Origin of the sequence: Allomesorhizobium camelthorni (genome assembly GCF_011045125.1) — a bacterium.
Taxonomy (GTDB): domain Bacteria; phylum Pseudomonadota; class Alphaproteobacteria; order Rhizobiales; family Rhizobiaceae; genus Allomesorhizobium; species Allomesorhizobium camelthorni.
In genome coordinates this window covers 1-6,867 of sequence record NZ_JAAKZF010000157.1, presented here as the reverse complement: position 1 = coordinate 6,867, position 6,867 = coordinate 1, and the positions used below count along the sequence as shown (strand labels likewise).

The 6,867-nt window shown below is 60.1% G+C and carries 10 protein-coding genes and 1 pseudogene; 2 read left to right on the top strand and 9 right to left on the bottom strand.

Features of this window, described 5'->3' with window-relative positions; all coding sequences use genetic code 11:
- Positions 1-447 precede the first annotated feature (447 nt).
- Complete coding sequence (locus G6N73_RS38155; RefSeq protein ID WP_165034297.1) at positions 448-975, bottom strand: GntR family transcriptional regulator; 528 nt, start codon at positions 973-975, stop codon at positions 448-450.
- On the opposite strand from G6N73_RS38155, the pseudogene G6N73_RS37675 reads away from it, so the two are divergent.
- Positions 859-1,340 (top strand): annotated as a pseudogene (locus tag G6N73_RS37675) (IS6 family transposase); the annotation flags it as partial. The gene G6N73_RS38155 and the pseudogene G6N73_RS37675 sit on opposite strands and share 117 nt — an antisense overlap.
- Before the next feature lie 126 nt (positions 1,341-1,466).
- Here the strand turns inward: G6N73_RS37675 and G6N73_RS34040 are convergent.
- The 8 genes from G6N73_RS34040 to G6N73_RS34010 all read right to left on the bottom strand — a co-directional run bounded on the left by G6N73_RS34040 (position 1,467) and on the right by G6N73_RS34010 (position 6,330).
- Complete coding sequence (locus G6N73_RS34040; protein WP_165034296.1) at positions 1,467-1,883, bottom strand: hypothetical protein; 417 nt, start codon at positions 1,881-1,883, stop codon at positions 1,467-1,469.
- Positions 1,883-2,104 carry a hypothetical protein gene (locus G6N73_RS34035; protein ID WP_165034295.1) on the bottom strand — a complete coding sequence of 74 codons (222 nt, stop codon included), beginning with the start codon at positions 2,102-2,104 and terminating at the stop codon, positions 1,883-1,885. The genes G6N73_RS34040 and G6N73_RS34035 overlap by 1 nt, the downstream gene beginning before the upstream one ends.
- Complete coding sequence (locus G6N73_RS34030; RefSeq protein WP_165034294.1) at positions 2,104-2,577, bottom strand: hypothetical protein; 474 nt, start codon at positions 2,575-2,577, stop codon at positions 2,104-2,106. Before G6N73_RS34030 ends, G6N73_RS34035 begins: the two co-directional genes overlap by 1 nt.
- 562 nt (positions 2,578-3,139) lie before the next feature.
- Positions 3,140-3,694, bottom strand: a complete 555-nt coding sequence (locus tag G6N73_RS34025) for a hypothetical protein (protein WP_165034293.1) — start codon at positions 3,692-3,694, stop codon at positions 3,140-3,142.
- Positions 3,691-4,296, bottom strand: coding sequence for a hypothetical protein (locus G6N73_RS34020; protein ID WP_165034292.1), 606 nt, complete (start codon positions 4,294-4,296; stop codon positions 3,691-3,693). Before G6N73_RS34020 ends, G6N73_RS34025 begins: the two co-directional genes overlap by 4 nt.
- 136 nt (positions 4,297-4,432) lie before the next feature.
- Complete coding sequence (locus G6N73_RS38930; protein WP_246252793.1) at positions 4,433-4,612, bottom strand: hypothetical protein; 180 nt, start codon at positions 4,610-4,612, stop codon at positions 4,433-4,435.
- 30 nt (positions 4,613-4,642) lie between these two features.
- Entirely contained in the window at positions 4,643-5,398 is a 756-nt protein-coding gene (locus G6N73_RS34015; RefSeq protein WP_165034291.1) for an ATP-binding protein, read from the bottom strand.
- Positions 5,399-6,069: 671 nt separating this feature from the next.
- Positions 6,070-6,330 carry a hypothetical protein gene (locus G6N73_RS34010; RefSeq protein WP_165034290.1) on the bottom strand — a complete coding sequence of 87 codons (261 nt, stop codon included), beginning with the start codon at positions 6,328-6,330 and terminating at the stop codon, positions 6,070-6,072.
- Between G6N73_RS34010 and G6N73_RS34005 the strand changes: the two genes are divergently transcribed.
- Complete coding sequence (locus G6N73_RS34005) at positions 6,329-6,634, top strand: hypothetical protein (RefSeq protein WP_165034289.1); 306 nt, start codon at positions 6,329-6,331, stop codon at positions 6,632-6,634. The two genes, G6N73_RS34010 and G6N73_RS34005, sit on opposite strands and share 2 nt — an antisense overlap.
- The last annotated feature ends 233 nt before the right edge of the window (positions 6,635-6,867 follow it).

Sequence of the window (6,867 nt, the reverse complement as noted above, 5' to 3'; positions counted from 1 at the left end):
CATGCACCGTTTCGAAAACGGGAACGAGTGCGTCAGAGCTTCCGATCAATCGGTGGCCTGCAACATTCCGTCTCGCTCTTCTCAGCGGGTCCGCAATCTCTTCGTTCCCTCCCATACAAACCGCTCCGCTTCCCAACTCCAAAATCATCGCCTTCAAGCCACGGCTGAATCGAAAGCCGTGAGCAGTCAGCTTGCCTGAAGGCATTGCCGCGGTTTGCGCGCGCCACTTCTTCAAACAATGTGACAACGCCCTCGAAAGCCTTGATGAGCGATGGGGGCGGTGATTTGGACAGCGTCTTTTATCGCGCTCGCCGTTCGGGTGTTCGTAGTAAAGTTCACAACTCGAATTTCCCAGACTGCTGCTTATGCGACTTTGGGCGTGTAGCAGCTAAGTTAAAATGTCCTGATCTGGCAAAGTAGGGAGTCGCTACTAGCCCTTCGCGTCCCCTACGTGCCGAGCCAGTTCAACAAGCGAGAGCGAACCCAGTCGAAGTGGTGGCTCATCGCCTTCTTGGCCCCGCGTGCATCTTTCGCCTCGATGGCGAGAAGAACGTCGAGATGTTCCTTCGCTTGATCGCCAAAGCGGCCGGGCATGCGCTTAACGTGACACATGCGCGCCTTGCTGCGCAGGTCGACGATTGTCTTGGCGAGAATGGGTTTTGCGCTCGCATGTGCAATCGTTTCATGGAAACGGTCGTCGTAGCGCCAGAACCCATCAAAGGATGGTTCAGGATTGGCAACAATGACGCGGCTTTCAGCAATCAAGCTGGCCACATCCGCACTCTCCATGCGCTCGGCCGCGAGGAACGCCGCCTCCCCATCAAGCAGGCGACGCACGAACAAAATGTCGAGCAGTTCATCGACCGATATCTGCAGAATGACCACGCTACCATTGCTCAGCCGCTTGACCAGGCCCTCGCCCTCAAGGCGGTGCCGCGATTGACTGCCAGTATCTTGCCGTTGAGCGTCGACCATTCCACTGTCCACCGCTGGGTCGTGCATTTTTCGCCGTTGCTGCTTGATCGCTTCAACCGGAGAAAACGTCCGGTCACCGGCAAGTGGCACGTTGATGAAACTTATATCCGGGTGCGGTCGCTGGATGTATCTCTACCGCGCCGTCGACAGCGTCGGCGCCACGGTCGAGTTCTTCTTCGGCGAGAACCGTGGCCTGCCTGCTGCCAGAACGCTTCATCCGCAAAGCGCTGAACCGTCATGGCTGACCAGATCGTATCGTCATTGATGGTAGCCAGACGAACCGGGAGGCAATCATTGCCTGCGATAGCGAGAGCCGACTTCGGGAGCGATCGCAACGGCCCGTGAAGCCGATCAGCACCCGACGGCAGGTGATCGATTTGAAGCCGAGCATGGACCGGATCCGGCGTTGATTCGCGTGTGGATCGATCTCGCAGGATGCCTGCCGTACGGAAGCCGCACTACCCAGCCCACCAACAGGACGCGCAACTTGCTCATGCTCGTCTCCCAGCAAGGCCAGAGACGCCTTCGGGACGCGGCAAAAAAGAGGGGCTTTTGATCAGGTGAGGTCGTGCCGGAACGTCCATCGCCTTCTCGGCAGCGCGGCGCGCCCGCTGGCCGATCCTCATGCATTCCCGGCAGCACCAGCCGCGACCGTCGCGACGGGCGTATAGATTGTCGCCGGCAAGGTAGTGGCCGCGCTTGCAACGCCTGGTTTCGGGGGCAGGAGGAGGCGGGTCGATCCGCTCCCACATCGCCTGTATCTGTTCAGTTGTGAGCGGTTCGGGACGCTCGACCCTTTCCATGAGGATGGCATAGTCGTGCGGGATGTAGCGGTGGTCGGGGAGCAGTCGCCAGCCGTTTTCCAGATGCTCGACAACCTGATTGCGGGGGACGAATTGGAGTTCCATCAGGCTTCGTGCCTCCCCAGGGTGGCGGCGAGGTCGCACTGCGGCATACAGGTGATTGCTCGGATGGTGTGCTTCGGATGGTTGCCCGCCCACTCTGCCGCCGCCATTTGCGATTGCGCGACACATTGGAGGTGCTGCGGGAAATAAGCAGCCACACTGGCATTGCAGACCGGCGTATCGACGCCGAGGCAGTGGAATATGACCAGAACGATTTCGCCCATCACACTGCCCCCGGCTTGGGAAAGAAGCAGAATCGGTAGTTGCCGTCCGTCGACAGACAGATATGATAGTCGTTGCTAAGCGGCTGCTTGTTCGCCTTGGCGTAGGGGATAATGCTGCTGTAGCCCTTGGTTTTGAGCTTTGGATGTCCGCCGACTGGAATGTCGACGTGGTAGCCGTCCGACCGCTCGGTGACGTAGCGGTCATCAATCGGGGCGCAGTCTCCGGTCGGTGAGGTCGCGGCGGATTTGCAGCAAGATGCTGGGTAGTTGATTCCGATCGGCTTGCCTGCCGCAGTCGTCGCCGGGTGCGCCTCGACCCTTGTCGGCCAGAACGAGCCCGCCGCGATCAGCGCCGCCCACAAAGCAGCCATGATGACAAGCGAAGGCCAGCAGCCGGCTCTGGAATCAAGGCATTTCCTGTCGTAGTCGCATTGGCAGTTTGGATAGTTCTGGCATGCTGGCTTGTTGGTCATGGCTGCTCCAATCCTTTAGACTTGAAGCCTGAAGCCCGCGCCGCGCACGCGCACGCAGGCCGTTGGAAGATCGAAACGCGGGCTCCGCAGAAGAATGGCGAGCGCGCGCATGATGCGGTGCATCACTCGTCACTCTCCAGGGCGAGCCAGAGCGCGATGGAACGCGCGGATCACATCAACGAACGGGCGATGGAAAATCCGCATCCGGGCCCGCCAAGAGGGCGTCCGCACGGGCGATGTATTCGTCGATTTCTTTGATTTCTGGCGTCCATAACGCAGCCCCGTTAGTTCCTCGATTTGATGTTCGCGCGATCCGCTTTCGCTCGAACCGCCAAGCTCGCACGAATACGCAATTCCAGTTCGGGCCACACGACCCTGGTTCCCCCACGGGCTCCAGGCTTCGGCCGGCAAATGATGATGATTGCTTTGCGCCATCACTGCCACGTCCTGATTACGGGCGGGAGCGGCGCAAGGAGTTCAGCCTTGGCCTTGCGGATGCGATACGCCGTCAAGGGCCGCCATGGGGTGGCATGGAATAGGCTGGCGATGGAACCGAGCCAAGTCATGCTGATCTCACCTTGAACGGTTGCAAGCCCTCTCCAGCGCGGAGCCGGTCAACCAGATCATTGACCGTGCGCCACGTCACGACGCGCCCGCCAAGGCGCGGCTTGCACGTCCAGATGTCAAAGGCGTAGCCATGCTTTCGGAGGAAGCCTTCGATCCAATCCCGGCTGACGCCTCGCTCAATCCGGCGAGGACCACCATTCTTGGCCAGCCAGTCGGCTACCATCAGTTCCACATTGCTGCTGGCGACGGAGAGCTTTACGGGCTTTGGCGGCGGGGCCTTGGACACAGCCACGACACGCGCCTGCTTCGGGAACGGGATGACGTTGCTGGGCTTGCGCGGGGCGCGCTTCTTGCCCTTGCGGCTTGTGTTGCCGCCGTTCTGGCCAAGGAGCTTGACACCCATGCGCTTCACCAGGCCGCAAACCGAGCTTCGGGTACGGCCTTCAAACCGGCTGGCGATGTCCCCGCCGGACATTCCGAGGGCGGCGAAATGCGCTACCTGGGCCTTCTCGGCATCGGTCCATGGCTTCGCCGACAGGTTCTGTCTCATGCGGCTTCGCTTTCGCCCATGGCCTTGCGGCAGCTATAGCAGTGATTTTTCGCCGAACCGGCGCGCAGTGTCGGGTTCTGACAGTGCGGCCTGAGAATGGGGCAATCGCGTAGGGAAATAGCGGCCGGCGAGGCGGGAGGGGTGACCCCGCCGGCCATATTCGCACCCGGGGAGGAGGTCGGCTGCGAATTGGAAAGGTTGCCAGCAGGCGCAGGGGGGTGGTCACCTGCCGGCGTATCCGTCAGCACATGAGGATGCGCGGACGGGATGGAATTGAACTGGCGCGCTTTATCTGCCCGGCGCGCACCAGCCGGGAGCACCCGCACGTGATCAGTCGGGCGGGCCGATTCCAAAACTTCAACCGAAAGCCCCTCGCCCGATATGCGGAGGAGCGAAACACCGATGGTGACATAGCCTTGCGGCTTTTCGCTGATCGCCTTGGCATCGACCTCCTGGCAATTCAGGTTGGAGTAGCAGGCCCAAGGATAAGTCCATCCGGTCGGCGCTTGATGCGCACCGGCGGGAGACACCGTGAGCGGGGAAGTGGCAAGAAAGGCCAAAGTGACGGCACTCGCAAAAGATACGATGCGTGAGCAATACATAACGTTCTCCCAGGTTTTCCGGTCACAAGTCGGCCTGATGATGCGAGGCTTTCAGGCATCTGTCCGTCGGCCATTCCGATTTGACCGCTGCACGGGGCAAGGCACGTTTTCGCGGCTTGCGCCTATCTGGCGAAAATCAACGATGTCGGGGCGGGGCTTGCAGGATCTGCAGCTCGCGTCTCGATTGGACCATCACAGCGCGTCGTGCGAAGGCTGGACCTGGGCCGCGCATGTAGTGAAGCTCGGGTCGGTATCGTGGAGCTACGAGATTACGAACTGCGGATATCCAGTCAGTTATTGAAGCGCGGAGTTTCATTGCAGTTGTCCTTTCCTGTCCAGGCAGACCTCAGTCGGCGAAGCAGGCCAACCTTGCCGGCAGCCAAAGATCGATCGTCGTGCCCCGACGAGGAGCGCTTGTTATTGAGAAACGACCGCCCAAACTTTCCATCAGTCGCCTGACGGTCGCGAGGCCAAGACCGGTGCCATTGGTCCCCGTCGAGAAATTAGGCTGTCCCGCCATCTTCAGCGTCTGGTGATCCATCCCCACCCCGCAGTCGGCGACAGAAAGGCGGATCATCCGCTCGGGTCCGGGTGAGCGAGAGGCAGGCGGAAACTCCAACGCCGCTGTGATCGTGACGTCGCCGCCTTCGGGCATAGCGTCGCGCGCGTTGATAACCAGGTTGAGAAGAGCGCGCTCGACCAGTTGGCGGTCGATGAAGGCAGGCGGAAGTTCTTCGGCGATGTCTAATTTGAGCCTGATGTCTGGAGAGAGGATGCTGGCGAGAGCCGTCTCGAGTGGCGCAAGTAGCTGGCGAATCTGCACGGGCTCTGGGCTTACCGGCCGCGCACTGGCAAAATCAAGAAGGTGGCGAGCGAGCACTTTGGCGCGAAATGCGCAGTATATTGCCCCATCGATCTTCTTCAGCTGCCTGGACGTACCTACGTGTCGACCTTGCAGTTCCTCAAGGATGGTGACGATCGGCGTCAGCAGGTTGTTGAAATCGTGAACGATCGAGGCGAGCAGCATTCTCGGATCGCTGCCCGCAGAAGCATGGTCGTTTACGCTGGGATATCGGGACGTCGGGGGCTGCTGTTCGATCATGTCCTTCCTCCATGTGTGCTACTCACGTTCTGGAGTCGGTTGGGTCTGTTGCTACAAGCTCCACTAACTGGGTTGGGCAGATGGTGCGCCGTGCGTGTCCAGATGCAAAGTTAAGAAGGGTCAATGCTGGTAAATCGGGGTATGCCTTTGGCGATCCGGCCGGCGCTCATCGCCGTGGGTCCGATCGCTGGAACCCGCGACGACGTCTGGGGCTGTCGATCTGGCGCATTGTCGGCGCACATGACGGCGACCCTGATGCGGTCGATACCTATTGGAAGAGCCGACCGGTCCCCTTTCGATCCCCCGCTCGACCGAATCCTGATCAAGATCGATGAGATGGTTGATGCCTTACGTCGGACCAGAGTCGGTGCCCGCGTTGAAGACGTGGTGATCGCCTACTCTCCAGGATTTTTCCCAGCTGAATTCTGGCAGCCGGCGGAGGCGCGGCTTCGGCCAGCACTCGAGCAGCTATATGAGTACTAACCGAGGCCGGCATCCGGAACACACATGCCCGACTGACCCTGAGCACGTGCAGCCCCAAGAAGCGTCGCAAGGCGATGTTCAAGGCTGAACTCTGCCGCCGCTTTCTGGTGAAACAGAAAGAGGCGGACCACGGGAAGCGTGCCGACGGCAGAAAGGTCAATCTCAGACAGGAATGCCTCGACTGGCTGCTACCTGAGATCGCTAACGAGATCATGATGGATCGTCACAAGGCGGCGCGCCCGGGCGAAGAGATCATCGTCACGAAGCTGCCATCGTCCCGTCAGTTTGCCCGGGACATGGCGAAGTTCAAGGCGGGCGGGCTGAAGGCGCACAAGCTCATCAGCCTCCAGGGCACCACGAGCAGGACAGCGCTCGAATCCCAACCAGACCGAGCATGCCATCCGCTTCAAGTTCCAGAAGGGCTTCGCCACCGAGAAACGGCCGTCCATGGCCGCAGCCCGCATGGACTATCTCGGCGCGCTGAAAACCTTGAACGAAGATCTCCGCGCCAAGCGGCTGCCCGAGGTAGCTCGTGTAGGCAGGAAGACCTTCGAGAAGGGGATCAAGAAGCTCGACCCGTTCTACGTCGCCACACTGCGGCACAGCGAGAAGCATGCGCGTGAAGAGTTCAGGATCACATACCAGGGCGTCGACGCCGAATATCCCGGCCAGCGCGTCGAAATGGACGACTTCCAGGTGATCTCATGGTCCTCCTCGAAGTGCTCGAGGCCGCCTTCGAGATCACCGACTTGACCTGGATCGTCGAACGCAGCTTTGCCTGGCTCGGGGCGCAATCGCAGGCTCAGCAAGGATTATGAATACCGCGTCCAGACATCTGAAACGATGATCGACATCGCCAGTACTCGCCTCATGGTCAATAGGCTCGAAAATGCCTAATTTCCAAACACCCTCTAAGATTCGTCAAGTTGGCGAACTTTACCGAGGACGTGCCCCTAGAAGAAAAATCCGGCGACATGCGCGGTCAT

Coding starts and splice junctions, on each gene's coding strand:
- G6N73_RS38155 (WP_165034297.1), bottom strand. CDS start 975: ATGGTCGACGCTCAACGGCAAGATACTGGCAGTCAATCGCGGCACCGC.
- G6N73_RS34040 (WP_165034296.1), bottom strand. CDS start 1,883: ATGGAACTCCAATTCGTCCCCCGCAATCAGGTTGTCGAGCATCTGGAA.
- G6N73_RS34035 (WP_165034295.1), bottom strand. CDS start 2,104: ATGGGCGAAATCGTTCTGGTCATATTCCACTGCCTCGGCGTCGATACG.
- G6N73_RS34030 (WP_165034294.1), bottom strand. CDS start 2,577: ATGACCAACAAGCCAGCATGCCAGAACTATCCAAACTGCCAATGCGAC.
- G6N73_RS34025 (WP_165034293.1), bottom strand. CDS start 3,694: ATGAGACAGAACCTGTCGGCGAAGCCATGGACCGATGCCGAGAAGGCC.
- G6N73_RS34020 (WP_165034292.1), bottom strand. CDS start 4,296: ATGTATTGCTCACGCATCGTATCTTTTGCGAGTGCCGTCACTTTGGCC.
- G6N73_RS38930 (WP_246252793.1), bottom strand. CDS start 4,612: ATGAAACTCCGCGCTTCAATAACTGACTGGATATCCGCAGTTCGTAAT.
- G6N73_RS34015 (WP_165034291.1), bottom strand. CDS start 5,398: ATGATCGAACAGCAGCCCCCGACGTCCCGATATCCCAGCGTAAACGAC.
- G6N73_RS34005 (WP_165034289.1), top strand. CDS start 6,329: ATGGCCGCAGCCCGCATGGACTATCTCGGCGCGCTGAAAACCTTGAAC.
- G6N73_RS34010 (WP_165034290.1), bottom strand. CDS start 6,330: ATGGACGGCCGTTTCTCGGTGGCGAAGCCCTTCTGGAACTTGAAGCGG.